Below are 24,093 nucleotides of genomic sequence, written 5' to 3'. Positions count from 1 at the left end.
GGGCGCGAGAGGCGCCCCGTATCCTGCGGATCACTGTCCGAGGCTGGTCTTGATGTTGTCGGTCGCCTCGGTGGAATAGACCGCCTTCCAGCCGTCAAGCAGGGTGTCGCGCGTCACCGGAAGGGCCGGCAGAGCGACGAAGGCCGGCGCTTCCTTGCCGAGCAGCGCATAGCCAGCCAGCTTGGCTTCGACGACACCGGCATCGTAAGGCCGCTGCGCACCGAGCCCCTTGACGAAGCCGCCTTGGGCCATCGAGATCGCCACGTTTTCCCCGAGGTCGATCGTGGTAATGACGAGATCGTCGCGACCCGCAACACGCGCCGCCGAAATCACGCCTTCGGCCGGCACATCCCAGACCGCCCAGATGCCCTTGATGGTCGGATTGGAGGTGAGGATCGCGGAGGCCGCCTTTTCCGCATCGCCCGAGAAATCAGGTCCGCCGATGCCCTGCTCGGCCACAATCTTGATGTTGGGGTAGTCGGAGGCAATAGTCGCCTTGAAGGCATCGTAGCGTTGCTTCGTGACGAAGAAATCGGCGGCATGGAACACGAGCCCGATATCGCCCTCTCCATTCAGTGCCTTTGCCATCAAATGCGCAGAGGCAACGCCATTGCCGTAGTTGTCGGCAGAGACGACCGACACATAGTCCTTGCCGGCTTCAAAGCCGGTCGGCACGTTGTCCATGAAGACGAGCTTGGTGCCAGCCTCTGCGGCTGCCTTGTAGGCCGCGGCCGTCGCTGTCGGATCCGTCGGGATCGAGACGATGATGTTTGGCTTCTGCGCCATGATTGTTTCGATGTCGGAGACCTGTTTTTCCGGCTTGAAGCCGGCATCGGTCACCGCAAGCACCTTGATGCCCATGGCGGCGAACTGGGTCTGAAGGCCGTTGATCTGGGCGCGGGACCAGTCGTTGCCACCATAATGCATGACGATCGCGGCCGTCGCATTCATCGCCTTGATCTTCGCCAGTTCCTCGTCGGTCAAGGTGACATCGGCGGCTGGCGAGGGATCTTCGCCCGACGGTCCCTTGGACAGGACCGTCTGCTGGAGCGCGGCCAGGGCGCTGTCAGGATCGGCCAAGGTCGGCGCTGAATAGGTACAGGCAAGCGCCAACGCGGCGGCAGTACCCAACAGGGTTCTTCTCTTCATCATCACTTTCTCCTCCCGAAAGTAGGGCAAGCGCCCCGGTCGTGGCCGTCAGGCCGATTTGAGATAGGCCATGCTTGCTTTCGCTCCCTCAAGCGGATCAGGCCAGGAATCGAGTTCGGTACAAATCCAGCCGCCAAAGCCCGTCTCCCGAAGGGCCGCGATGATCCCATCCGTCGGAATGTCGCCACGGTCGATGGGCGTGAAGGCGAAGGGCTCCTTCTGGAAACCCTTGAGATGGACATAGGAGATGCGTGCGGCATGCTCGCGGATCAGCATGGCCGGATCAGCGCCTGCGGCAGCGAGATGGGCCGTGTCCGGGCAGAAATGGATGCCGGTGAGCGCGAAGATCTTGCGCACCTCCGACGGCCCCTCGACGATGGTCGAAAGATGCGGGTGGTAGTGGGCGGTGAGGCCCCGCGCCTCGGCTATCTCTTTTACCCGATCTAGCGCGGCTGCAAGCTTGTGATAGTCCGCCTCGCGAATGCCGTCGAAGCGCTTGGCGCCACCACCTACGACGAGATGCGGCGCGCCGATTTCGGCAGCGCGATCCGCCGCACGGACGACGCGCGCCAGCTCCTCGGGAAGGATGTCATCGAAGATGAAGTTGCCGCCGGCATAGGCGGCGACCAGCATCAGGCCGTTGTCGTCAAGCAGAGCCCGCATCTCGGCGGCGCTGAAATCCAGCAGATTGCCGTCGAACAGTTCGACACCTTCGTAACCGGCCGCCGCGATATCGGCAAAAGCGCGATGCATGTCGCCGAAGGTCCGATAGGCAAGATTGGTGATCGACGTAACACCAACGGCCTCCCCGCCGAGGCTGCCCCAGCAATTCGCATGATAGGCGAGCTTGAACTCTGACATCGGCGCCTCCTCCCAGTGACCGTCTCGATTTCAATGATCCCGTCTTACGGCGTCAAAAAATATATGTCAATAATTTAAGATCATATCTAAGCAAACTTTTGCATATTTAATACAAAAGATTGGAGTTGCCAGTCGAAAGCTGGATGGCTATCACATCAGACGGGAACGGAATCGCGGCGAAAGGATGCGGTCATGCCAAGGATGGCACCAGTGGAGGCGGAGATCCGCCCTCGACGCAAGGGACGCCCCAGCATCTCGGAAACTGCCGCCCCAAGCCTGGTTGACATTCTCAATCTCGTCAGGACGGGCCACGCGACGACCCGCCAGGAGATCGAACGGCAAAGCGAACTCGGCCGCGCTGTGGTCGCGGACCGGCTCGGCACACTCGGTGAACTCGGGCTTATCGACGAAAGCGAACTCGGCACCGCCACGGGAGGCCGCGCGCCGCGCCTTGTGCGCTTCGCCGCCGAACGCGGCCGAATTCTCGTTGCCACCCTCGATCAGACGGCGCTTGGCGTAGGCATTGCCGATCTTGACGGCTCCCTCATCATGGAACACCACGAGGCTACCGAACTCACCCAGCCAGCGCCCGCCCTCGCGGAACGTCTCGTGACGCTTTTTCGCTGGATTCTGGAGCGGCAGGCCAACCCGCAGCTCTATGGCATCTCCATCTCTGTTCCAGGTGCCGTACCGGATGGGGGGGAAGTGTTTTTCCAGCGCACCACGCCCGCTGTATTGCCGGGTTGGGAGAGTTTCCCCTTGGTCGAAACGCTCGTCAGCGCCTTCGATGCGCCGGTCTGGTTGCGCTCCAGTGTCGAGACGATGACAATGGGCGAGCTCCACGCTGGGGCAGGCGACGGCCACCGCACCATGCTATTCGTCAAGGTCGGCAAACGCATCGGCGCAGGCCTTGCCAGCAACGGAGTACTTTTCCGCGGTGCGCAGGGCGCGGTCGGTCTGATCGGCTCCGTGCCCGTGACGGTGGGAGAGCGGAGCGGCACTCTGGAGGCCATGGCCGGATCGGACCATATCGCGCAGGAGGGCAGGCTTGCCGCCGAGCGCGGCCTCAGCACTATCCTTGCCGATCACCTTCGGCGAACAGGCCCCGTCACCGCACTCGAAGTCGCGCAGGCCGCCCAGATGGGCGACGCCGCAGCAATCGACATTCTCTCACAGAGCGGGCGGCTGATCGGCCAGGTCGTCGCTACGCTTGCCAACATGCTCAATCCCGAACTCATCGTGCTTTCGGGCTCGATCGCGCAGACCAACGACATCCTGCTCGCCTCGACCCGCGAGGCAATCTACGGTGCCTGCCACCCGCTGGTGAGCCGCGACCTGCAGATCGTACGCTCCCAGATGGGCAGTTCGTCGGGTCTTGTGGGTGCCGCCATCCTGGCCGCCGAAGGCCTTTTTACACCATCGCTACTGCGTGACTGGATCATGGCAGGCAAGCCGCAGGCCCATCCGCTGTTCCAGCAGATGAAGGCGCATATTGCGGACCGCAGGAAACTTGAGGGAAAGATTGTCCGCCCCCCGGACATGTGAGGAGGATGCAATGGCCATAACCGGTCTCGGACCGCATGGAGAGCGGGCCTCGGCGCCCGAACGGGTCCTGCTTTTGCCCGAGGATATGGCTCGGGCGCGGGCCAGCGGCTTTCGGGTGGCGGTGGTACTGCATACGGTGGCGAGCGACTGGGCGAAGCAGCAGCTTTCCGGCATCGTCGGAACACTCGGCGATTGCGGCATCGCCGTCATCGAGGTCGTTGACTGCGCTTTCGCGCCGGAGGTGCAGATTGAAGCGCTTGACCGGTTGATCGGCGAGGCTCCGGACGCCATCATCTCGCTGCCGGTCGCCAATTCGAAGGTCGCCGCAGCCCACGCCCGCGTCGCGGCCGCTGGTATCAAACTCATCCTCCTCGACAATGTGCCAACAGGCCTCCTGCCGGGCAAGGACTATGTTTCGCTCGTTTCGGCAGACAATTTCGGCCTTGGCAAGATCGCAGCCGAGGGGCTTTCTCAGCATCTGCCCCACGGCACCGAGGTTGGCGTTCTAGGCTACGATACCGACTTCTTCGCGACGAACGAGCGCGAGATTGCTTTCGTGAAATGGATGCAGATCAACCGCCCGGACTTGAAACTGCGCATCCGGCGGTTTTCGACCTTGACGGAGGCTGGCGACACCGCCCACGCGCTTCTCAGGGACCACCCCGACCTCGCAGGTCTCTTCGTCGTATGGGACACGCCTGCCATCGCCGCTATCGAGTCACTTCGCACAGTGGATCGCCTTATCCCGATGGTCACGGTCGATCTCGGTCACGACGTGGCGATCGCGCTTGCAGCGCACGAACCGATCGTAGCCATCGCCGCCCAGCAACCATTCCGCCAGGGAGAGACAGCCGCCTCCATTGTCGTGAGCACCCTCCTCGATCGACTACCACCCGCCTGGATCGCTCTCCCTGGCCTGGCTGTAACCTCCGCCAATGTCGTTGAATGTTTCCAAACCGTGTGGCGCATGCCGGCACCTCGGGAAGTTCTTCAAAAGCTCAGTCTCGTCAAAGCCGCGCCCTAACACCATATGCGCTTGTTTGATTTTGAGCTCTTCACGGGAGCTGAACCAGAGACTCGCAGATGCGGGACGGGTGTCAATAAATGCTTAGGCGACTGAAACGGCGAGGTTTCATTGAAAATCAAGCAGGGCGGACCAACTGCGATGAAAGCATTTATCTGCGCCATAGGTTGACTATTGATAGTTATCGATAAGAACGTCGCGCGAAAGTTCGGCCAGCTTTGCCGCACCCAATAGAGCCAAATTTCGGTTGATTTCAGACTTGAGGATTTCAGACGCAACGATAACTCCCTGCGGCCCGGCGACGGCGGCTGCGTAAAGAAAAGGTCTTCCCACGAACACGAAACTCGCCCCAAGGCTCAGAGCCTTTATAATGTCGGTACCACGGCGGAAACCACCATCTATCATGACAGGGATTCGGCCTTCGATCCTGCCAACGATGTCCGGTAGCACCTCCAACGGCGAGGCCGTACCGTCCAGCTGCCGGCCGCCATGGTTAGAGAGGATGATGCCGTCCGCACCCATGTTGGCCGCATGAACTGCATCTTCAGGGTGCATGATACCCTTTACAACGAGATTACCGCTCCAGCGGGTGCGAATCCTCTCGAGATGGCTCCAATCAAGATGATCCTTCTTTCCAAAATCCCGCATCACGTTGGACGATATGATGGGTGCACCGCGAGTGGCGTAGGAGTTCTCGAAATGTGGGATACCGTGCCGGGCGATTGTCTTGAGCAATGTCCCCAATGTCCAACATGGATGGGTAACGCCCTGCCACGCGAGCCGCAAGCTCGGGCGGAGCGGTGTCGAGAAACCGGCTCGAATGTTGTTTTCCCGATTGGCCAGTGCTGCCGTATCCACCGTCAGGACGAGTGTTTTGAAGCCCGCAGTCGCCACGCGATCCACGAGCGCGTCGATTCGATCCGGTTCACCCGGCAGATAGGCCTGAAACCATGTGTCGGGAGCGACCGCTATGACATCTTCCATCCGGATAAGCGAGGAACCGCTCATGATCGCAGCAACCCCGCATTTTGCGGCACCTTCAGCAAGGACGATGTCGCCCCGGTAGGCCATCAACGCACTTATGCCCATGGGGGCAATGCCGAAAGGAGCGTTATATCGCACACCAAAGAGCGTCGTTTCGGTCGTGCGGGCGGACGTGTTGCGCAAGACCCTTGGCCTGAATGCGTAGCGTTGGAAGCTCTCTGAATTCCGCCGGAGGGATGAGTTCGTCTCGCTGGCGCCAGCAATATATCCGAACAGGGGGCTGGGAAGGTGTCTCCGCGCCTGTTGTTCGAAATCGTCAAGGCTGAGGAAGCGTGACATACCGCCGCCTGCGGTTTGTTTTGATCCGACCACTTTTTCGTCTCTTCATTTCGGCGTTGGCAATTGCGGCCCGCAGTATCGGGCCGCAATGTGGGTCGTTTGAATCAATCCTCGCTGGCCTCGAACGCTTCCTTTCGACCCTTCCGGATCGCTGGGAGGATCAGGGTGAGCAGCATTCCTGCCGTAATCAGCAAGAGGACCGCGCTGATCGGACGCTCGACGAATACAAGCGGATCCCCTTGAGACAGGAGCAGCGCGCGCCGCAAGTTCGTTTCCAGAAGCGGACCCAGAACGAAGCCGAGGAGCAAAGGTCCCGCTTCGCACTGCGCCTTGCGCAGAACGTAGCCAAGCACCCCGAACAGAATGACCAATGCGACGTCGAAGCCGCGATTGTTGACACTGTAGACGCCAATGCAGCAAAACAGCAGGATCGCCGGATACAGAAGACGGTAAGGTACCTTCAGCAAACGCACCCAGACACCGATGAGCGGAAGATTGATCACCAGCAGCATCGCGTTGCCGATCCACATCGATGCGACCAGACCCCAGAAAAGCTCCGGCTGATTCTGAATGACCGAGGGACCGGGTGTAATCCCGTGGATCGTCATCGCACCAAGCATCATTGCCATGATCGAATTCGATGGAATGCCCAGTGTGAGAAGCGGGATGAACGAAGATTGAGCACCCGCATTGTTGGCGGCTTCAGGTCCCGCAACACCTGCGATGGCTCCGTGACCAAACTTCTCAGGGGTCTTCGAGATTTTCTTCTCTACCGAATACGCGCTAAAAGCACTCAGTGTGGCGCCGCCACCCGGCAGCACGCCGAGGATGGTACCGACCGCCGTGCCACGCACGACGGCAGCCCAGCTTTCCTTGAATTCCTGCTTCGTCGGCCACAGACGTCCGATCGTGCTTTGAAGTATTCCGCGTGCTTCCTTGAATTCCAGGTTGCTGGCAATCTCGGCCACGCCAAAAAGACCTACCGCGATGACCACGAAGTCGATGCCGTCGTAGAGTTCCGTCGAGCCGAATGTCAGGCGGGTCGACCCACTGTTGACATCGATCCCGACCATGCCGAGCACGAGCCCCAGGCAAACCATTCCGATGGCCTTGATGACAGAGCCATGCGCCAGGATCGTCGCTGCGAGAAGGCCGAAGATACAGAGCGCGACGTATTCCGCTGGGCCAAATGACAACGCAAATGACGAGAGCGTCGGACCAGCAACCGCGAGGCCGACGGTTGCAACCGTGCCAGCAAAGAAAGAGCCGAGTGCGGCGACAGCAAGTGCTGCCCCTGCCCTTCCTTTTCGGGCCATCTGATATCCATCTATTGCTGTGACGACCGCCGATGCCTCACCGGGAAGATTGACCAGGATCGCAGTTGTCGATCCACCATACTGTGCGCCGTAAAAGATGCCGGCGAGCATGATAAGCGCACCAAGTGGTGGCAGAAAAAAAGTGACCGGGAGCAGAATAGCGACGGTAGCGGTCGGACCGATGCCCGGCAAAACACCTATCAAGGTTCCGAGCAGGGCGCCGATGAAACAGAACAGGAGGTTCGTCGGTGTAAAGGCTTCCGAAAAGCCGAGCATAAGGACATCAAGAAATGCCATGGGTATTCCTTCCACCCTCGATCAGAACGGCAGGATCGGCATTTGAACACCGAGACCGTAGATGAAGACAAGAGCACCAAAGATTGTCAGTAGGACGGTTGAGATCGCGATCTCACGCCAGCGAGATTCCTGATCGGCCAGACTGCCGATGACCAGAAGCCAGATGGTGGATACGACGAAGCCCAAGGTTTCCGACATGAACGCGAAGCCGGCGATGGCAATAACAAGCACGATCAGGGGCTTGACGTTGGAATCGCCGATTGGCTCGTAGGATTTACCAAACGCCTTTATTAGAACGAACCCGCCAAAAGCGATCAGCAACCCGCAGATGACATCCGGCAGAAATCCCGCCCCCATCATCGCAGCCGAGCCGAACTGGAGGTCACGCCCGGCCCATAGGCCAAGCGCTCCCAGTCCAATCATCACCGCTCCCGCCAAGATATCGGGATAATCCCGCTTTGCTGTGGAGGAGCCGCTCATCACTTCACCCAAGGCGTTTCGTTCCAGATCTTCTGGAACCGTGCGAGGCGATCAGGCATCTGCTTTTCCCAGTCCGGGCCCGACAGATATGCAAGCGGGAGCGCAAGCTGCTGAGCTTGCTTCTGGAAATCGGGATTGTCGAGGACCCTCTTCATGGCCTCGCCGAATTTTTGAGTGATTTCCTCAGGCACTTCGCGCGGCGCGGCGATACCCCGCTCGGACGTCATTTCCACGTCGAACCCCTGTTCCTTGGCGGTAGGGACATCTGGCAATTGCGCGGAACGTTCGGTCCCGAAATGTCCGATCATCCGAAGCCCGGACGTGTCGTTCCCGGCAAACTCGCTAATATTCAGGCCGCCCCCTGAAACCTGCGAGCCAAGGATCGCGGTACGGGTCTCGCCTGCGCCAGAAAAGGGAATATGGGTAAAGGTCGTTCCAGTCGAAGCACCGAGCAGGATGATGGCGAGATGGTCGTCCGTACCAACACCCGACGAGCCATAGGACACAGCACCCGGCTTTGCCTTGGCAGCTTCAACGAAATCCTTGAGCGTCTTGATCTCGGAGGCATCCGGAACGACGATTGCGGTCGGATCATCAACAATACGAACGATCGGCTTGATGGTCTTCGGATCGTAACCGAGCTTGCGCTGTACCTGCATCGACAGGTAGCCCGGCGTGTTGATGTAGGAGAAGGTATAACCGTCCGGCTTCGCCTTGGAGAGTGCCGTGTAGGCAATCTCGCCGGATGCACCCGGTCGATTTTCAATAACGATATCGGCCCCGAGTTCCTTTTCGAGGAACGGCTCTATGGCACGCGCCATGACGTCCGTGCTGCCACCGGGAGCAAATGCCACGATCATCTGGATCGGGCGGTCATTTGGCCATTCGGCGTGGGCATAACTGGCAGACGCCGCAAGAGCTGCTACTGCGAGAATGATCTGGGTCTTGCGATCCTTCATGTCCAATCCTCCATTGGATAGTGGCGGGCCCGGCTCCCGCGTTATGTTCCGGGTTCTCCCCCCATGGCCACGGAGAGTTTCCGCGCGGCCACTCGGAGAATTTCGAGATTTTTCTTGATAGCGTCTTCGGAAAAGCGCGCCGGTGGACCGGTCAGCGTGAGCGACCCAAACAGGACCTGGCCTTCACGGAAGATCGGCACGGCGAGGCTGGCGACCTGAGGATCGCGCTCTCCTGCCGTGGCATGAAATCCTGCCTTGCGAATATCATCGTAGATCGCGCCGGACCGACCCATAAACGCGAGAATCACACGGCCGGGTGCGCCGCGATCAAGTGGGTAAGTGCTGCCAACGCGTGCCGAGTGACGGATTGACTGGTGAGAGTCGTGTCGGAAAAGACAGACGCGTTCGTCGCCTTCGCGAACATACACAGCTGCACTCTCACCCGTCTGTGTCACGAGGTCGGCGAGAAGAGGCTCGATGATATCGGAAGGGCGGAACGTCGACTGATAGATGTTTCCCAGCTTCATCAATTTGGGGCCGAGACGCCAGCTCGCATCATCGTTGCGGACAAGAAGCTGATGTTTTGCGAGGGAGCGGGCAATTCGGAGAACCGTCGACTTATCGAGCTCAACGCGACGCGCAAGCTCGCCCAGCGACAGCGTGTAGTCACGGTCGGTGAATGCTTCCAGCAATGATGCGGCGCGCTCGACAGCAGCAACGCCGGCTGAATTTCCAGGCATGGACTTCCTCCCAAAAAGGTGTTGTTCATCTTGCTTGTTGTACTCAGTACAACACCTTTTCATTTAGTACAATACGCGATAAATAACATTCGTCAACGGGCAACGGCCCGCCAGCAATGAACTGTCGATTGGATCGCATGGAGGAGTATATGAACGCGACAAACCCACCGGGAGGAAGCCGGACGGCCCGGGTCATGGTAACCGGTGCTCAACTGGTTGAAGAAGCTAGAGATTTGCTAACTTCTCATAGCATGGAAACGATCTATGCGCCGGCCTATTCCACCCCGGAAGATCTCGCCGCAATTGCTCGGGATCAGGAGGTTGACGCAATCCTCGTCCGCCAGGGTCAGATCAACCGGACCGTGATCGAATCGTCCCCGCGCCTTCGCGTTATCGCCAAACATGGCAGCGGCGTCGACAATATCGATCTCGCGGCAGCTTCGGATCGAGGTGTTCCGGTTCTACGTGCACTGGCCGCAAATGCTCAGTCCGTAGCGGAACTCGCAATTAGCCTGACAGTCAGCTTGATGAAGGACGTCGTACCACTGAATTCAGCGGTGAAGGGCGGCAGTTGGCCGAAGACCAAGTATGTAGGCCGTGATTTGGCCGGCGCAGTCTTCGGTGTCATCGGTTACGGTGAGATCGGCCAGCGTGCGGCTTCGCTTGCAAAGGGCCTGGGCATGCAGGTTGCTGCGTATGATCCGTTTGCTCTGGACGCCGGCGGAGTATCGGTGAGCAGAGATCTGGAAACCGTCTTGAAAATCGCGGATGTCGTCAGTCTCCATTGCCCGCTGATGCCGCAGACACGTCACCTCATCAACGCGGAAAGATTGGCCTTGATGAGGCCGACGGCATTCCTGATCAACACCGCACGTGGCGCGGTTGTCGACGAGACAGCACTCATTGACGCCTTGAAAGCCGAAACGATCGCTGGGGCTGCACTGGACAGCTTTGAGGTTGAACCGCCCGCCGCCGATAACCCGTTGTGGTCATTACCGAATGTCATTGCAACTCCCCATGTCGGTGGAGCCAGCCGATCGGCACTGCGCAACATGGCGGTACAAAGCGCCCAGCACATCATCGATGTCCTGGAAGGTCGCAATTTCGATCACCACGCCCTGGCCAACCGAGATCTGATCGCCGCAGCTTAAACGGTGAATAATTCAACAGGAGGAATGACATGATTGGTTTTCGCATTTGCAAGCGCGAACGCAAGGTTGAGACAAAATGGGTCGAGGCGTTTCGCTCGCTTCCGGTCGCAAACGTCAGTGACGTCATGAGCCGAATGACGTCCGGCGGCGCAACACTGCGCCCATACTACAAGGGCGGCACCATGGTTGGACCTGCCGTGACCGTCAAGGCTCGTCCCGGCGACAACCTGATGGTTCATAAGGCACTCGACATCGCAGAGCCCGGCGACATCGTGGTTGTGGACGCTGGAGGCGATTTGTCCAACGCCATCATTGGCGAGCTCATGGTCGCCCATGCGCAACACCGGGGGCTGGGCGGCATCGTTATAAATGGTGCAATCCGCGATAGCGCTGAGTTGAGTGCTGGATCGTTCCCCGTGTTTGCCGCTGGCGTCACCCATCGTGGCCCATACAAAGATGGCCCCGGCGAAGTGAATGTCCCGATCTCGATTGCGGGAATGGTCATCAATCCGGGCGATCTCATCTGCGGTGATGCGGACGGTCTCTTGAGCGTTCCGCTCGATGACGCGGAACAGGTTTTCCTTGCTGCGACCAAGAAACATGAAGCTGAGAGCAAGCAGATGGAGAACATTCGTGCCGGGAAAAATGACCGCACGTGGGTAGATGCTGCTCTGACCAAACTAGGTTGTGCGGTCTAAAAGCATTTCATCACTCTTCAGACAATGCTGCCTTTCTAACCGACCCGATCTAAGTGATGTGCATGCCGGCACGTATCTTGTTCGGGTTGGTATTCGATACCAACAGATGTCCCTTCGGTCAGACGACAAATATATCGCGGGAGATGACCAGTATAGCTATCAGCCGATTGACCATCTGATCGCTTTCTCGAGGCTACAGAAATGTCTTTCCCGCCCCACTTAGGTTTTGGGCACTGCACAACAACTGAAGGACCGTGCAATTTTCAGCGGTTTCAGGAGAAACCGATCCACCCCACTTTTAGCCAATCGATTTCACGATCGCTAATCCCGGCCCACTTTTATCGACGCGCAGCCAGGTTGAGAGGGGATCTTCGCCTCCAGGGAATTCCACGCCGGTTCCCCTGCCGCTATCCCTGACAACGTTCTCGACCAGATTACGCGTTGCAATCTGAATATCATGGATATCGACCAACGTGACGGCACACGATTGGCTAGATCGTAGATCTAGGCCGTTGCGTAACACCTACACCCAATGCCGCCGGCTTTCTCATATGTCGATGGCCGGCTCCACAATCGCCATTGTTGACTCGACGTGATGGCGAGCCGCACGTTCGGCATCGTCTTCATTGCGGCTGACCAGTGCATCCAAGATTTTTCGATGCTGAATATTGGTTTCTTTCACTTCCGATTCCGAAAACAGGATCGGCACTCGCAGCATCCAATAGTGGAACTGCGTCCGCTCATGGAACTGCGCGAGCAGGATATTTTTCGATGCCGTTACGATAAGCTTGTGGAACTGCGTGTTCAGACTGTTCAAGTCTGCACGGGTCAGGGTTTCAGCCGGCTCCATCGCTTCGATGAGGTTTGCAAGCGCGTCGAGTTCGGCCTGTTCGGCATGCCGCGCCGCAAGTCTGGCAGTCGCCGCCTCGATTGCAGCGCGACTTTCGAAAATGGCGTGCACCTGGCTTCGGTCGATCGTTTCTACGACCCAGCCCCGCTGCCGGCTAAGAAAGCCTTCGCCCTGAAGCAACAGAAGCGCTTCCCGTACGGGCGTGCGGCCGACATTCAGGCGCTCGCACAAATCGTCTTCCACCAGCCTTTGCCCGGGCTTGAGTTCGGCACCGAGGATCATGCTGCGCAAGCGGTTTCTGACGTCGGATGCGAGGAATTCGCCTGCCGCGGCTTTTCTAGATGCCATTACTTTTTTTCCTTTTCCGGCCCTTCAGTAAGCCTTACCGCCAAACTATCGATTTTGATATATTCTCTCGTGTATAAGCTAGGTCTTCCCACACTCAAGAATGGGAAAACCGGCTGTGTGTGATATCAAAATGCCATCAGGCCAGCCTCCCCAATTCCCCGGAACGTAGCCGCGCAGCTTCGACCGCATTTCGCAACAGCGGTGCGAGACCATCGTCGGCATCCATGAGAACCGAAAGCGCGGCGGCGGTCGTTCCGTTTGGACTCGTCACCTGTACCCGTAATGCGGAGGGATCGGCCATCGGGTCCAACGCCATCTTTGCTGAACCGTAGAGTGTCTGTTTCGCAAGCAGCATCGCAATGTCCGGCGGCAGCCCAGCAGACACACCCGCCGCACTGAAGGCTTCAAGAAAATAGAAAAGATAAGCAGGCCCCGACCCTGAAACAGCCGTCACCGCATCCATCAAACACTCGTCTCCAACGAAAACGACGCGCCCGATGGCAGAAAGCAGGGTTTCCGCACGCCTACGGTCCGCTACATCCGCGTTTCCGCTGGTACAGCAGACAATCATGCCTTCACCGATAGCGGCCGGCGTGTTTGGCATGGCGCGGATGACGACTGCATTCTCGCCGGCCTTTTGGCGCATGCCGTCGAGGGTAACGCCAGCCGCGATAGAAATAATCAAACCACCCGATGTCAGGCGCTCACTACCTGCGGCAATTGCGTCTGCAACCCCTTGTGGTTTGGTTGCAATCACCAGGATATCGGCGCGGTAGTCTGGCGGTAGATCAGAAAGGTCGGCATAGCTGCTCGCCCCAACGTCTTGCGCACGCTTTTGCAGAGCGTCGTTAACTTCCACGACCACGAACCGGTGACCTGCCAAGCCTGTCCAGCTTCGCAGCATGGCAAATCCCATATTACCGGCCCCGATCAACAGAACATTTGTCATGGCATAACTCCTTCAATCTGCGATGTCTCACCGCGGTACGTCATCATTTGCGAGCCAGCAGCCCGGACGAAACAATCAAAACCGCCCCGACAATCGTCATGCCATCAGGGACCGTCCCGAAAACCAGATACCCAAAGCCGGTCGCCCAGATGAGGTGCGTGTATGAGACCGGTGCAAGACGAGACACCTGCGCGTCGGGTCGACGATAGGCGTAGGCAATGGCAACATGTGCCGCGAGCCACAACACGGCGGTGGCAACAGACAAGACCACATCAATTGCCGTCAACTGCCGAAAGAAAAAGGGCATCGCTGCGCTTAGAAGCGTAAATCCCGTGAGCGACGAATAAGCGAGTGTCGTCACGAGACTGTCAGCCAGAACCGCCCGGCGTGTCATCACCAGAGCCGTGGCCCAGCAGGCTGCGGATGCAATCGAAAACAATGCTGCAGGATTGTAGTGGGCGAACCCCGGACGCAGGATCACCAAGACGCCGATCAAACCACCCAAAACCCCAACCCAGCGCAGGCCCGGCACCGATTCCTTGAGGATCAGCACACACAGGAGCGTCACGATGCACGGCGAGATGAAGACAAGCGCCGTCGCCTCGGCAAGCGGTTGCAGACTAAGCGCCGCGATCAAAAGAATAGTCGCGCCAGCCATTCCAATGCCGCGAATAACCTGATCGACAGCCGCCACGCTCCGCGATGGCCTGCCAAATCGCAGGCAGACGACGACCAGCAGGATCGATGCGGCCAGATAACGAAACCAGGCAATCTGGAATGGGTGATAGGTCACTGACAGATGTTTGGCGATGACGTCGGACGCAGCAAAAAGGACCATGGCGGCGAGGCAAAGCAGAACACTTTCTTGTCCACGCCAGGCGGTGCCCAGATCAAGACCCGCGCCTGCACGAGAGAAAATCCTCGACATCACAGGCTCATGACTTGCGGATTTCAAGAACGATACCGGCATTTTCCCGAGTGTCGAAATAGCAGAAGCCGGAGCCGTCCATCCGCTTGCCGCGAGCGATAACACCGAGGTCGAGCGCCCGTCCCTGTGCTTCCGCCGCATCGCGATCAGGAACCTCGAAACCGAGATGATATACACCCTCACCACGTTCATCGAGGAAGCGTTTTTGAGGAGAGTCCAGGTCACCCGGATCGCAGAGCTGGATCTGGACGTTTTCAAGGTCACAACACTTGTAACGCATCGCATCAGAGGCCGCTTTGTTGGGCACCTCAAATTCAATGTAGGTGCCCTTTTTCGGGTAATCGAACCACGGGCCTACCCCCAGACTTTCATAGTAGGCGACCGTTTTCGCAAGGTCGTGAACGACAATGCAAACGTGGTGAAGATGCTGGAAGATTTGGGACATGACACATTCCTTGTGAGCAGGACGCAAAGGTCTTCCCCCGCACGGGGGAAGACGCGCGCTGTCTGTTTCTGATCTGGTGAATGGCTTGGTTACGCTGGCAGCAGCCGGGCGAGGAACTGCCGGGCCCGATCACTTTTCGGCGCCGTGAAGAATTGCTTCGAGCGGGCATCTTCTGCGAGACGCCCCCCTTCCATGAAGATCACCCTGTCAGCAACGTCGCGGGCGATACCCATGTCATGCGTGGCGATCATCATGGTTTGACCTTCCTCGGCAAGCTTGCGGATCGTCTCGACCACCTCCTGCGCAAGTTCGGGGTCGAGCGCCGAGGTTGGCTCGTCCAACAAAAGAACACGTGGCTGCATGGCCAATGCGCGGGCAATTGCCACACGTTGTTGTTGCCCGCCGGATAGTTCTGAAGGATAAGCATCCTGCTTTGCCTTGAGCCCGACCTTGTCGAGCAATTCCAGAGCAAGTTTCATGGATTCAGCCTTGGGGCGACGCAGCACCTGCACCGGGCCACACATGACATTCTGCAAGGCCGTCATGTGTTTGAACAGGTTGAAATGCTGGAACACCATGCCGATTTTCTGACGTTGACGGCTTATCTCGACATCGGAGAGTTCATGAAGCGCACGTTCCCCGATGCGGTAGCCAATCAGTTCGCCGTGGACGTAGATCCGTCCCGCGGAAATTGTCTCCAGATGGTTCACGCAACGCAGCAGCGTCGATTTTCCGGCACCGGACGGACCGAGCAAAGCGACAACCTCGCCCTGCGGGACATCGAAACTGACATCGGAAAATGCGGAGACCGTGCCCCATTTCTTGGAAACGCCAACCATGGAGACGGCGTGTTTCTGAATGTCCAGGTCGCTCATCTTTGGGGGAATACCTTCTCGAGAATGGTCTGAATGGCGGTGGCGAATGCGGTCATGACAAGGTACCAGAATGCCGCTACGGCAAGCAGTTCCACGACATGGAAGTTAGAAGAATAGATGTCGGTCGCAACACGCAGCAGTTCGAGGTAACCGATTGCCGATGCGAGTGACGATGACTTCAGCAGCATGATGTATTGATTGCCGGCAGCCGGAATAATGATCCGTCCCGCTTGCGGAATAACCACCTGAACCAGCACCTGACGCTGGGTCATACCAAGGGCGGTTGCAGCCGCCCTCTGCCCCTTGTCCACGGCAAGAATGCCAGCACGGATAATCTCGCTCATATAAGCGCCTTCCGCCAGACTGAGACCCGCCAGCGCCGCGAGGAATGGGGTGACGATGGTTGTCGTCGGCGCACTCACCAGCGGTTCCGCCATGAACGGCAGGCTGATGGTGATCGAGGGGAACATGATCGGCACGGCGTTGAACCAGAAGATGAGCTGGATCAGCATCGGCGTGCCACGAAACAGATACACGTACGTCGCGGAAATCGCTACAAGTATGGGATTGCCGCTGACCCGCATCAATGCTGCCACGAAACCAATAACACTTGCGATGAACAGTGCGAGCGTACCGAGGATCAGCGCGTTGACTGCTCCCATGACGATCAGCGGACTGAAGATGTAATTGGCGAAGACCCCGACATTGATGATGCGTGACTGAAAGGCAGCCTGGACAATCGTCACAACGATGAGCAGGGCAATGGCTCCGAAAATCCATGCGCCCCAACGGCGTCGATGTACGATCGGAAGTTCGGAAGAGTGAAGATGATCTGTAACGGCCATTGCCCTGTCCGATTTCATTAGCGCTTGCTGGCGGGAAGATTGACGGTGATTTCCGAAAGCAGCGCGCCGCCGACACCCCACTTGTCCATGATCGACTTGTAGGTACCGTCGGCCAGCATTTCTGACAGGGTAACCTTCACCGCGTCACGCAGACCGCTGTTGTCCTTCGCAAATCCCCATGACGTGATGTACGGCGTGAGCATGTAATTGCCGCCGACAATGGCGTATTTTCCGGGGAACTGAGCGCCCATGTAGACGAGTGCAGGGAAGTCGCCGAGATAGGCGTCGACACGCTTCAGATCGAGCTGCATCCTGGCATCAGGTGCGGATGGAAGCTGCTCTGCACGGATTTCGGCCGCACCCTTGGCCTTGCAGGCGGCAGACGCTTCCTCGACCTTGGCCATGATGACACGGCTACCAAGCAAGGTGGCGACAGACTTGCCGCAGAAATCGGCAATGGTCTTGTATTGGCTGACATCTTCCGCACGCACCATCGCGGAGCCACCCGAAAGCATGTAGTTGACAAAGTCGAGCTTCTGCTCACGCTCTTCGGTATCACTGATCCCGCCGGAGGCCATGTTGAAGCGCTTGGCCTCAATACCGGGGATAAGGGCGGCATATTCTGCCTGCACATACTCCAGTTTGAGGTCGAGGCGTTTGGCAATTTCGCGAAGCAGATCGGCACTGGCGCCCGTCACTTCGGTCGCTCCCGGCTCGCGAAATTCAATCGGCGGAAATGTCTGCTGCGACCCCACGGTGATCTTGCCCGCTGCGCGGATCGCCTGCGGCACGAGCTTGGATCCCTCCCCCGCGAAAGCCGCGCAACTGAACAAGACAGCCGCAAATCCAGCCATGACGGCGGCACCACTCTTCCCAATTTTCATGTCGTTACCCCAGTTTCATCTTTGATTGATGTTTTGCTTTTCTTTCACTCTATAGCGGCGGTGACCCACACATAGAAGCCACCGCCGGATAGCTTTGTTATCGGGTATCCGCCCCGCGACCCGGTATCTTGGAAGGGTTGGGACGGTCAGCGCGCGGGCACTCGGCAGCATTGTCGAAAACCGATTGGACCTTCGCGATATAGTCCTCTGAGAAGCCCCACTGCTTCAATCCGACAGGAATGTGCTCGAAATAGAAATTCGGCGGGCGCATCGCGATGCCGGGGGTAATCAGACGATAGGTCCAGCAATCATACTGCTTGCCATCATCGCCATAAACAGTCACGCAGCAGCGTTCAAAATCGTCATAGTCTTCTTCGAAATGCTTCTCGTCATGTTCGAAGACAACGCCGAACGCCTTTTCACCCCAGGCGTCAGCCGTGTTGAGAAAATGGCACCAGCCCCGATCCGTGCGGTCACCGGCAGCGTGGAAACGGAGGGCGTGATTGGCTGCAAATCCCTTTGTCACCGCTTTCGCTTCCGGCATGAACCGGGCGATCTCAATGTCGTGCAGCCAAGTGCAATAGGCGAAGTAGTACATGAAACCTCTTCCATGGGCCGGCAAAGCCGCACCCGTTATTGTTGCGATAGGCTGAAGATTGCGGCCGGCCCGTTCTTCATATATTTCTTCGTATACGAAGATGCATATGGCGTCAACTTGACTTTTGGACCTGATTTTTGAGGAATGGAAAGATGATCACCATGATGGACAGCCACGCCTATCCCGGCTGCCTGGTTTCTACGGATCGTGACATCGCGGCCGGGCCAACCCATGTGCAATTCAGCGACGGTATCGTGGCGGAAGCCAGCATAGACAGCATTCGCAACGATCAGATCATCATGACGATCAATAGCTACACAACATCGAAGGGCACGGCGATTGCACAAAAATCATGGATACTGGTCAGCCTCGGCCCTGATCGATGGCGCATTAAACAGCGATATGACCCGAAAAAGTAGGATACGGTTGCTGACTCACCGCACCGCCCTCGTGACGTTCAGAGCCGAATAAACCCGGGAATTTAGCGGAAGAATGCAAATTATACCGTGATCTCTACGTATATCGTTCGATATATCTTCTATAGCTACGGCGCGCCTGCCCCTAGAGTTTCCCTGTCCCGTTAAAGAACGGAAAGAGGGGTAAAATGAAGAAGATCGCAATCAGCGCAACTGTCGCCGCCATGCTGGCTGGACTGTCGAGCATGGCTCCCGCCAAGGCTGACGATATCACAATCGGTGCAGTCATTCCGCTCTCAGGTGCGAGTGCCACCACCGGCAAGGACCAGAGCCGCGGTATCGAGCTTGCCGTCAAGCAGATCAACGCCAACGGCGGTGTCCTGGGCAAACAACTGAAGGTCATAGTCGAAGATTCCGGCGGCAAACCGCAGACCGCCATCGACGCCGCCAAAAAACTTGTCTCCGTGGACAAGGTGCCGATCGTCATCGGCGAGTATTCTTCCGGCAACACCATTCCGCTAGGCCAATATCTGGTTCAGGAAGGCATGCCCCATATCAACCCGGCCTCCACCAGCGGCCTGGTTCGCGGTATCGGCGCAACCTCCTACAGCGTAGTCGGCCTCGACAACGTATCGACCGAATTCGCCGCGCAGGACGTCATCGATCATGGCTGGAAGAAGGTTGCTGTCCTGGCAATGAACAACGCGTTCGGTCAGGGTGTTGCCGAAGAGTTCAAGAAGCATTTCACTGCGAAGGGCGGTGAAATCGCCACCACGGTCATGTATACCATCGGCCAGTCCACCTATCGCCGCGAACTGCAGCAGGTGGAAGCCTCCGCACCCGACGCCTATGTCTTCACGGCCTACGGCACCGAAGGGGCGCTCATCATGCAGGAAGCCTTCGAACTTGGTCTTCAGGAAGGCAAGCCCTGGTATTCGATCCTAATCACCATGATGAACAAGGATACGCCGGCCGACTTCAAGGCGGGCCTCATTGGCATGGACGTCGGCTATATCGGCGATGGCGGTGACACCTACAAAACCGAATACGAAAAGACCTACGGTGAGGGCTTCCTCTCCGCCTATGGTGGTTACGCACATGATGCCGTTCTGTTCGCGGCGGCCGCACTGAACAAGGCCGGAGGCACCGATAAAGCTGCCGTTATCAAAGCGATCGACGATCTGGGCAAGGAAGGCGTCAAGGGCGCAACCGGTGAGATCAAGCTTGATGCGGACGGCCAGCGGACGCATCAGCCCTATCTCAAGTTCAAGGTCGATGGCGAAAAGCTCGTCGCATACGACTGATGTCAGCAATGCCCGTTGCGATTGCTACGGGCATTTTCATCTGGGCCGACAGCCTGCCCGATGGCAGGAATAACGGCCAGTCGCCTTCCCTTTCACACATTCCGGACTGACGACTGCAGCCTCGTCCGGAGTTGCCCAGACGGACGTGTCCATGTTTCAATTCCTTTTCGACCTCCTGATCAGGTCCGTCGATCTGGCTCTCATCGCCGTTGCATTGAGTGCCGTTTACTCCCTGATCAAATTCCCCAATGTCGCACTTGTGCAATATGCCGTGGTAGGCGCTTTCGTGGCGATGTCACTGCATGCCATCGGCCTGCCCCTGTTCGTGGCTGGCCTTGCCTCGGCGCTCGTCGTTGGACTTCTCGCCGTCATCTTCAATATTCTGATCTTCGAACGCTTGCTGAAGTCTGATTCCGCCATTGCATTGATCGGCTCGCTGGCGCTCAGCATGATCCTCTCGGCGGTCTTTCTGCTGACTTATGGCCCGACGGCCTACCGCTTCAAATTGCAGGTTTCACCTGCAATGCGCATTCTTGGTGCCCGCATCACCGATCACCAGGTCACCACGCTGGTGGTAACGGCGATCGCGCTCGGCCTTTTCGCACTTATTCTTTTCAAGACTGGTCTCGGTCGGGAAATGCGCGCAACGGCAACGAACGGTGTTCTCGCCGCCGCCACAGGGATCGACACACGCCGCGTTACCAACATCGTCGTTTTTCTCTCCGGAATTCTTGCAGCCCTTGGCGGCATCACCCTTGCCATGCGCGGCAGCGTCAGCATCGATCTCGGCACCAACATGATGCTTCCGGTCTTTGCCGCCGCCATTCTCGGCGGGCTCGGCAATGCGCTTGGCGCGATCGTCGGCGCAATCGTCATCGCCGCCGCCGAAACCGCCATCACCAATACCAACATCGGCCCCTTTGTCGGTGAGGATTTCTATTTTCTTCCTGCAAGCTACGCGCCTGTGGCGTCCTTTGCCATCCTCGTCGTCTTTCTGCTTTTTCGCCCGCGCGGCCTGTTTACCAGCGAGGTGAACCGTGTTTGATTTCTTTATCCATGTCGCTTCGATCGCCTGCCTTTACGGCATATTGGCGCTCAGTCTCAACCTGCAGGCGGGTTTTACGGGGCTCGTCAATTTTGGTCTTATCGCGCTTTTCGGTTGCGGCACATATGGCGCGGCCCTTGCAAAAGGCATGGGTTGGCATCCACTCGTCGGCCTGCCTGTCGGTCTTGTTTTTGCAGCGCTTCTTGCCCTCTTTTACGCTCGTCTCGGACGAAAACTGTCGAGCGACTATTGGGGCATCGCCACGCTGTCGATCGCAGAAATCCTACGCATCTCCATTACCAACGAGCAGTCACTGACAGGTGGTGCACAGGGAATATCTGGCTTATCGCTCCTTTTCGCCGAATTCAAACCTTACGATGGAATGGCTCGACTGGCGCTTTATGTCATCGTTCTGGCGCTCGTCTGGTTCATCTGCCAGAGGATCGTCAAAAGTTCATTCGGCCTGGCCATGAAGCTGATGCGTGAAGAACCGCAACTCGCCCGCTCGCTTGGATATGACCTCGATGCAATCCGCCGTATCGTTATGCTTATCAGTGCCGCCATCGCCGCATTTTCCGGCTTTCTTTACGCGCACTACCTGACGTTCGTCGGCCCGGATCAATTGTTCTCGCCCGAAACCTTCCTTATCTGGTCGATGGTTATCATTGGCGGCATCGGCAACAACTGGGGTGTGGTCGCCGGCGCCATCGTCATGCAATTTGCCATGGCCTACGTCCCCTTCGTCAAGGACGCGCTGAATCTGCCGACCGATTTCGTAGCCGCCGCCCGGCTCGTCATCGTCGGCGGTGGCCTGCTCGCCTTTCTCCTCTGGCGTCCGAATGGACTTTTCCCTGAAAGAGTGGGAGGAAATCATGACCGTTAAACTTCTGGAACTTGAGGGCGTTTCAAAGGCATTCGGTGCTCACCGTGTCCTGGAAGCCGTCAATTTCAACGTCGCGGAGGGAGAGATTGTCGGTTTGCTCGGGCCAAACGGTTCTGGCAAAAGCACGGCACTCAATGTTATCTCCGGCTTCCTGCCGGCCGACAGCGGCAGCATCCGCCTCGCCAATGCAGAGATCGTCAATGCGTCGCCTCAACGCGTGACGATGCAGGGTCTGGTACGAACGTTCCAGCTTCCCGCAATGCCGCACAAGATGACGGTTCGGGAAGTGCTGCAGGCCGGGGCAAGTCGCAAGGCCGGCCTTCGCTCCATCTTCAGCCGTTTCAGCTTCGACGATGAGTTGGAAACGCTGCTGGAGGCATTCCGGCTGACGCACGTGGCCGATCTTCCGGCCAGCGCGCTGTCTGGCGGCCAGAAGAAACTCCTGTCGGTGGCAACCACTTTGCGCAGTAAACCGCACCTGCTGTGCCTTGATGAACCGACCGCGGGTGTTCACCCCAATCTGAGGGCGGATATGGTGGCGATCCTCAAGCGCTACCGGGATGCCGGTGTCGCCATTCTGGTGGTGGAACACGACATGCTGTTCATTCGCGACCTTTGTTCGCGCTGCGTTGTTCTCGACCGCGGCGAAATCATCGCTGACTGCACACCCAGAGAACTTGAAGACAATCCGCGCGTGGTCGAGGCATATCTCGGCAAAGCCGTTGAAAAGGGAAAGACCACGCTATGATCGAAGCCAAGGACATTCGCGCCGGTTATGGCGACGGCGCCGACATTCTTACAGGTATCTCGCTGACAGCAAATCCTCGGGAAATCGTGACCATCCTGGGCCCAAACGGCTGTGGCAAGTCGACCCTTCTGAAGACGATAGCAGGCTACGTCCGCCCGCGCGCAGGCAGTATCACCTTCAAGGGTCAGGAGGTCAGCAACGTTCCGATCCACGAAAAGGTCCGTTACCACAAGGTCGGTTATGTACCGCAGACGGACAACGTATTCGGCACCTTGACGGTGGTTGAAAACATCATGCTGGGGGCTCGTCTGCTTGAAAAGCAAGAGAAAGAAAAGCGTTTCGACGGGCTGATGCAGCAATATCCGGCACTCGCGACGAAGAAGAACCGGAAGGCCTCGGCCCTTTCCGGCGGTGAAAGGCAAATTCTCTCCCTGGCACGGGCGCTGATCTCTGGGCCGGAAATTCTGCTTCTCGATGAGCCCTCGGCGGGTCTGTCACCACTGATGATGCATGACGTCTTCGACGCCATCGCATCGATCCGCGACAGCGAGGACATGTGCATCCTTATGGTCGAGCAGAACGCCTTTGAGGCGCTTGGCATTGCAGATCGTGCTTATGTGCTGTCATTGGGACATGTCGCGTTGACGGCCAATGCATCCGAATTGCTGCAGGACCCGGCCATGCGCAAACTCTATCTCGGTGCTGAGATCGAGGCGGCCTAGACATCGACAATCGGAACTGTTGCAAGGCGGCTTAGCGCCTTGCAACAGTCTGCTTAAAGGAAAAGTGGCAGCGCTCCATCGTTCTTGATCTCTTCCATCACCGCATAGGTACGGGTTTCGCAAACACCTGGCCAACTGAGCACAATCTCACCAAGGAAACGCCTGTAAGCATTCATGTTCGTCAACCGGGTTTTTACCAGATAATCAAAACCGCCGGCGACCATGTGGCATTCCAGCACTTCCGGCGCCCGTTTTACGGCAAGCGCAAACTTCTCAAAAACATCTGGTGTCGTTTTGTCCAGCAGAACCTCGATGAAGACCAGCAGATCGTAACCGATGAGGCCCGGATTGAGGCGGCAGCCAAAGCCGGTGATGAAACCATCACGCTGGAGGCGTCGAAACCGGTCACTCATGGAAGTCTGCGGAATACCAAGCCTTTGCGCCAGCTCACTGTTAGTGATCCGGCCTTCGGATTGCAGGATGGTCAGAATTCGTCGATCCGTCTTGTCAAGTGGTAGCAAAAGCGGCACCTCTCAAAATATACACTGAGATATATTATAAAATATATTGCAGTCAATGGCTGACGGAATACGGCATCCCGCATCATTTGATTGATAAATGAATCTCCGCGGGCAAGAGCGCGCTCTTTTCCCTTCCAATCGTCTGCCGTTCCGTCGTCGATGCCGGTTCGTTGCCATTGTTCGAGGTCA

The 24,093-nt window shown here is 57.8% G+C and carries 26 protein-coding genes; 10 read left to right on the top strand and 16 right to left on the bottom strand.

All coding sequences use genetic code 11. From position 1 onward, the window contains the following. Window positions 1-30: 30 nt before the first annotated feature. Window positions 31-1,152, bottom strand: coding sequence for a substrate-binding domain-containing protein (locus N7578_RS02750; protein WP_422646658.1), 1,122 nt, complete (start codon window positions 1,150-1,152; stop codon window positions 31-33). 45 nt (window positions 1,153-1,197) lie between these two features. Further along, complete coding sequence (locus N7578_RS02745; protein ID WP_311108776.1) at window positions 1,198-2,010, bottom strand: sugar phosphate isomerase/epimerase family protein; 813 nt, start codon at window positions 2,008-2,010, stop codon at window positions 1,198-1,200. A gap of 192 nt (window positions 2,011-2,202) precedes the next feature. Between N7578_RS02745 and N7578_RS02740 the strand changes: the two genes are divergently transcribed. Then, window positions 2,203-3,555 (top strand): ROK family protein, encoded by a 1,353-nt coding sequence (locus tag N7578_RS02740; RefSeq protein WP_311108775.1) that lies wholly within the window; start codon window positions 2,203-2,205, stop codon window positions 3,553-3,555. 10 nt (window positions 3,556-3,565) lie between these two features. After that, window positions 3,566-4,579 (top strand): substrate-binding domain-containing protein, encoded by a 1,014-nt coding sequence (locus N7578_RS02735; protein WP_311108774.1) that lies wholly within the window; start codon window positions 3,566-3,568, stop codon window positions 4,577-4,579. A gap of 171 nt (window positions 4,580-4,750) precedes the next feature. Here N7578_RS02735 and N7578_RS02730 read toward each other — a convergent pair whose 3' ends face one another. From N7578_RS02730 to N7578_RS02710, 5 genes are all read right to left on the bottom strand, one after another. Beyond that, window positions 4,751-5,902 (bottom strand): alpha-hydroxy acid oxidase, encoded by a 1,152-nt coding sequence (locus N7578_RS02730; RefSeq protein ID WP_311108773.1) that lies wholly within the window; start codon window positions 5,900-5,902, stop codon window positions 4,751-4,753. Window positions 5,903-6,006: 104 nt separating this feature from the next. Next, a complete protein-coding gene (locus tag N7578_RS02725; protein ID WP_311108772.1) occupies window positions 6,007-7,515 on the bottom strand; it encodes a tripartite tricarboxylate transporter permease in 1,509 nt (502 codons plus the stop codon). 21 nt (window positions 7,516-7,536) lie between these two features. After that, the gene (locus N7578_RS02720; RefSeq protein WP_311108771.1) at window positions 7,537-7,995 is read right to left on the bottom strand and encodes a tripartite tricarboxylate transporter TctB family protein; all 459 of its coding nucleotides are present in this window, start codon (window positions 7,993-7,995) and stop codon (window positions 7,537-7,539) included. Next, complete coding sequence (locus N7578_RS02715) at window positions 7,995-8,954, bottom strand: tripartite tricarboxylate transporter substrate binding protein (protein WP_311108770.1); 960 nt, start codon at window positions 8,952-8,954, stop codon at window positions 7,995-7,997. The genes N7578_RS02720 and N7578_RS02715 overlap by 1 nt, the downstream gene beginning before the upstream one ends. A 41-nt stretch (window positions 8,955-8,995) precedes the next feature. After that, complete coding sequence (locus tag N7578_RS02710; RefSeq protein WP_311108769.1) at window positions 8,996-9,694, bottom strand: IclR family transcriptional regulator; 699 nt, start codon at window positions 9,692-9,694, stop codon at window positions 8,996-8,998. A 137-nt stretch (window positions 9,695-9,831) separates the two neighbouring features. Between N7578_RS02710 and N7578_RS02705 the strand changes: the two genes are divergently transcribed. Both N7578_RS02705 and N7578_RS02700 read left to right on the top strand, forming a co-directional pair. After that, entirely contained in the window at window positions 9,832-10,845 is a 1,014-nt protein-coding gene (locus N7578_RS02705) for a hydroxyacid dehydrogenase (protein ID WP_311110032.1), read from the top strand. Window positions 10,846-10,874: 29 nt separating this feature from the next. Further along, window positions 10,875-11,543 (top strand): RraA family protein, encoded by a 669-nt coding sequence (locus N7578_RS02700; protein WP_311108768.1) that lies wholly within the window; start codon window positions 10,875-10,877, stop codon window positions 11,541-11,543. 547 nt (window positions 11,544-12,090) lie between these two features. Here the strand turns inward: N7578_RS02700 and N7578_RS02695 are convergent. The 8 genes from N7578_RS02695 to N7578_RS02660 form a co-directional block, all read right to left on the bottom strand. Continuing rightward, on the bottom strand, window positions 12,091-12,741 hold the full coding sequence (locus N7578_RS02695) for a GntR family transcriptional regulator (RefSeq protein WP_311108767.1): 651 nt from the start codon (window positions 12,739-12,741) through the stop codon (window positions 12,091-12,093). 136 nt (window positions 12,742-12,877) lie between these two features. Beyond that, complete coding sequence (proC, locus tag N7578_RS02690) at window positions 12,878-13,690, bottom strand: pyrroline-5-carboxylate reductase (protein WP_311108766.1); 813 nt, start codon at window positions 13,688-13,690, stop codon at window positions 12,878-12,880. A gap of 43 nt (window positions 13,691-13,733) precedes the next feature. Further along, on the bottom strand, window positions 13,734-14,618 hold the full coding sequence (locus N7578_RS02685) for a DMT family transporter (protein WP_311108765.1): 885 nt from the start codon (window positions 14,616-14,618) through the stop codon (window positions 13,734-13,736). Window positions 14,619-14,625: 7 nt separating this feature from the next. Beyond that, on the bottom strand, window positions 14,626-15,063 hold the full coding sequence (locus N7578_RS02680; RefSeq protein ID WP_311108764.1) for a VOC family protein: 438 nt from the start codon (window positions 15,061-15,063) through the stop codon (window positions 14,626-14,628). Window positions 15,064-15,152: 89 nt separating this feature from the next. Continuing rightward, complete coding sequence (locus N7578_RS02675; protein WP_311108763.1) at window positions 15,153-15,938, bottom strand: amino acid ABC transporter ATP-binding protein; 786 nt, start codon at window positions 15,936-15,938, stop codon at window positions 15,153-15,155. After that, on the bottom strand, window positions 15,935-16,783 hold the full coding sequence (locus tag N7578_RS02670; protein WP_138791891.1) for an amino acid ABC transporter permease: 849 nt from the start codon (window positions 16,781-16,783) through the stop codon (window positions 15,935-15,937). Before N7578_RS02670 ends, N7578_RS02675 begins: the two co-directional genes overlap by 4 nt. Before the next feature lie 17 nt (window positions 16,784-16,800). Beyond that, window positions 16,801-17,667, bottom strand: a complete 867-nt coding sequence (locus tag N7578_RS02665; protein ID WP_311108762.1) for an ABC transporter substrate-binding protein — start codon at window positions 17,665-17,667, stop codon at window positions 16,801-16,803. A gap of 97 nt (window positions 17,668-17,764) precedes the next feature. Beyond that, window positions 17,765-18,265, bottom strand: a complete 501-nt coding sequence (locus N7578_RS02660) for a gamma-glutamylcyclotransferase family protein (protein ID WP_311108761.1) — start codon at window positions 18,263-18,265, stop codon at window positions 17,765-17,767. Window positions 18,266-18,417: 152 nt separating this feature from the next. On the opposite strand from N7578_RS02660, the gene N7578_RS02655 reads away from it, so the two are divergent. The 6 genes from N7578_RS02655 (at window position 18,418) to N7578_RS02630 (ending at window position 23,383) form a co-directional block, all read left to right on the top strand. Further along, window positions 18,418-18,684, top strand: a complete 267-nt coding sequence (locus tag N7578_RS02655) for a hypothetical protein (RefSeq protein WP_311108760.1) — start codon at window positions 18,418-18,420, stop codon at window positions 18,682-18,684. Window positions 18,685-18,869: 185 nt separating this feature from the next. Then, window positions 18,870-19,985: an ABC transporter substrate-binding protein gene (locus tag N7578_RS02650; protein WP_311108759.1), complete on the top strand. Its 1,116-nt coding sequence runs from the start codon at window positions 18,870-18,872 to the stop codon at window positions 19,983-19,985. 151 nt (window positions 19,986-20,136) lie between these two features. Next, window positions 20,137-21,030: a branched-chain amino acid ABC transporter permease gene (locus N7578_RS02645; RefSeq protein WP_311108758.1), complete on the top strand. Its 894-nt coding sequence runs from the start codon at window positions 20,137-20,139 to the stop codon at window positions 21,028-21,030. Next, window positions 21,023-21,913 carry a branched-chain amino acid ABC transporter permease gene (locus N7578_RS02640; RefSeq protein WP_311108757.1) on the top strand — a complete coding sequence of 297 codons (891 nt, stop codon included), beginning with the start codon at window positions 21,023-21,025 and terminating at the stop codon, window positions 21,911-21,913. Before N7578_RS02645 ends, N7578_RS02640 begins: the two co-directional genes overlap by 8 nt. After that, entirely contained in the window at window positions 21,903-22,661 is a 759-nt protein-coding gene (locus tag N7578_RS02635) for an ABC transporter ATP-binding protein (protein ID WP_311108756.1), read from the top strand. The genes N7578_RS02640 and N7578_RS02635 overlap by 11 nt, the downstream gene beginning before the upstream one ends. Further along, a complete protein-coding gene (locus N7578_RS02630; RefSeq protein WP_311108755.1) occupies window positions 22,658-23,383 on the top strand; it encodes an ABC transporter ATP-binding protein in 726 nt (241 codons plus the stop codon). Before N7578_RS02635 ends, N7578_RS02630 begins: the two co-directional genes overlap by 4 nt. A gap of 53 nt (window positions 23,384-23,436) precedes the next feature. On the opposite strand, the gene N7578_RS02625 is transcribed toward N7578_RS02630, so the two are convergent. After that, window positions 23,437-23,904, bottom strand: coding sequence for an Lrp/AsnC ligand binding domain-containing protein (locus tag N7578_RS02625; protein WP_311108754.1), 468 nt, complete (start codon window positions 23,902-23,904; stop codon window positions 23,437-23,439). Between the last annotated feature and the right edge of the window lie 189 nt (window positions 23,905-24,093).

This window comes from Agrobacterium tumefaciens (assembly GCF_031801495.1).
Taxonomy (GTDB): domain Bacteria; phylum Pseudomonadota; class Alphaproteobacteria; order Rhizobiales; family Rhizobiaceae; genus Agrobacterium; species Agrobacterium tumefaciens_K.
This window is presented reverse-complemented; position numbering and strand designations above follow the sequence as displayed.

Coding starts and splice junctions, on each gene's coding strand:
- N7578_RS02745 (WP_311108776.1), bottom strand. CDS start 2,010: ATGTCAGAGTTCAAGCTCGCCTATCATGCGAATTGCTGGGGCAGCCTC.
- N7578_RS02720 (WP_311108771.1), bottom strand. CDS start 7,995: ATGAGCGGCTCCTCCACAGCAAAGCGGGATTATCCCGATATCTTGGCG.
- N7578_RS02705 (WP_311110032.1), top strand. CDS start 9,832: ATGGAGGAGTATATGAACGCGACAAACCCACCGGGAGGAAGCCGGACG.
- proC (WP_311108766.1), bottom strand. CDS start 13,690: ATGACAAATGTTCTGTTGATCGGGGCCGGTAATATGGGATTTGCCATG.
- N7578_RS02700 (WP_311108768.1), top strand. CDS start 10,875: ATGATTGGTTTTCGCATTTGCAAGCGCGAACGCAAGGTTGAGACAAAA.
- N7578_RS02715 (WP_311108770.1), bottom strand. CDS start 8,954: ATGAAGGATCGCAAGACCCAGATCATTCTCGCAGTAGCAGCTCTTGCG.
- N7578_RS02660 (WP_311108761.1), bottom strand. CDS start 18,265: ATGTACTACTTCGCCTATTGCACTTGGCTGCACGACATTGAGATCGCC.
- N7578_RS02635 (WP_311108756.1), top strand. CDS start 21,903: ATGACCGTTAAACTTCTGGAACTTGAGGGCGTTTCAAAGGCATTCGGT.
- N7578_RS02740 (WP_311108775.1), top strand. CDS start 2,203: ATGCCAAGGATGGCACCAGTGGAGGCGGAGATCCGCCCTCGACGCAAG.
- N7578_RS02675 (WP_311108763.1), bottom strand. CDS start 15,938: ATGAGCGACCTGGACATTCAGAAACACGCCGTCTCCATGGTTGGCGTT.
- N7578_RS02650 (WP_311108759.1), top strand. CDS start 18,870: ATGAAGAAGATCGCAATCAGCGCAACTGTCGCCGCCATGCTGGCTGGA.
- N7578_RS02630 (WP_311108755.1), top strand. CDS start 22,658: ATGATCGAAGCCAAGGACATTCGCGCCGGTTATGGCGACGGCGCCGAC.
- N7578_RS02710 (WP_311108769.1), bottom strand. CDS start 9,694: ATGCCTGGAAATTCAGCCGGCGTTGCTGCTGTCGAGCGCGCCGCATCA.
- N7578_RS02685 (WP_311108765.1), bottom strand. CDS start 14,618: ATGTCGAGGATTTTCTCTCGTGCAGGCGCGGGTCTTGATCTGGGCACC.
- N7578_RS02645 (WP_311108758.1), top strand. CDS start 20,137: ATGTTTCAATTCCTTTTCGACCTCCTGATCAGGTCCGTCGATCTGGCT.
- N7578_RS02680 (WP_311108764.1), bottom strand. CDS start 15,063: ATGTCCCAAATCTTCCAGCATCTTCACCACGTTTGCATTGTCGTTCAC.
- N7578_RS02735 (WP_311108774.1), top strand. CDS start 3,566: ATGGCCATAACCGGTCTCGGACCGCATGGAGAGCGGGCCTCGGCGCCC.
- N7578_RS02725 (WP_311108772.1), bottom strand. CDS start 7,515: ATGGCATTTCTTGATGTCCTTATGCTCGGCTTTTCGGAAGCCTTTACA.
- N7578_RS02670 (WP_138791891.1), bottom strand. CDS start 16,783: ATGGCCGTTACAGATCATCTTCACTCTTCCGAACTTCCGATCGTACAT.
- N7578_RS02695 (WP_311108767.1), bottom strand. CDS start 12,741: ATGGCATCTAGAAAAGCCGCGGCAGGCGAATTCCTCGCATCCGACGTC.
- N7578_RS02750 (WP_422646658.1), bottom strand. CDS start 1,152: ATGATGAAGAGAAGAACCCTGTTGGGTACTGCCGCCGCGTTGGCGCTT.
- N7578_RS02730 (WP_311108773.1), bottom strand. CDS start 5,902: ATGTCACGCTTCCTCAGCCTTGACGATTTCGAACAACAGGCGCGGAGA.
- N7578_RS02665 (WP_311108762.1), bottom strand. CDS start 17,667: ATGAAAATTGGGAAGAGTGGTGCCGCCGTCATGGCTGGATTTGCGGCT.
- N7578_RS02655 (WP_311108760.1), top strand. CDS start 18,418: ATGATCACCATGATGGACAGCCACGCCTATCCCGGCTGCCTGGTTTCT.